Source organism: Thermococcus sp. ES12, from assembly GCF_012027515.1.
Lineage (GTDB): Archaea > Methanobacteriota_B > Thermococci > Thermococcales > Thermococcaceae > Thermococcus > Thermococcus barossii.
Map to the genome: position 1 here is coordinate 1 of NZ_SNUP01000063.1, position 450 is coordinate 450.

The 450-nt window shown below is 38.0% G+C and carries 1 protein-coding gene; it reads right to left on the reverse strand.

Annotation, left to right across the window (positions count from 1 at the left end):
* A partial coding sequence (locus E3E37_RS11040) for a type II toxin-antitoxin system VapC family toxin (RefSeq protein WP_167717390.1) occupies positions 1-450 on the reverse strand: 450 nt, incomplete at both ends.

The window sequence follows — 450 nt, forward strand, 5'->3', positions numbered from 1 at the left end:
TGATGAATTATCAAACTCACTTTGACCACCATTCTTATTTAATGTCTCCTCTATCTGATTGAACTCGCCCAAGAGATAAAACGCTTTAACACCGTACTTTCTTGCACTGTCAACTTGGAACTTGTCATTTGATACCAGAATACTGTTTGTGGAATGGGAAACCGCAATATAAAATGAATCTATAGCCCGACATCCAGTTTGAAAAGCAATTTCAAAAGACACTTCCCCAAGCTTACCCGTCTCGGCAATCTCTACATTCCCAATAATGAGCTCATATAATGTTATGGCCTCTTCCTTTGGCATCCTTCGAACTAACTGACCTATGAGCTCTATTTTAAAAATATCCGGCTCTACAATGGGGAGATTTTTCTCCTGAATTTCCCTAAAAAACTTTTTAGCTAACTTAGTTCTATCTTCTTTGTACTCAAAGAGCGCGTCAATAAACACAGA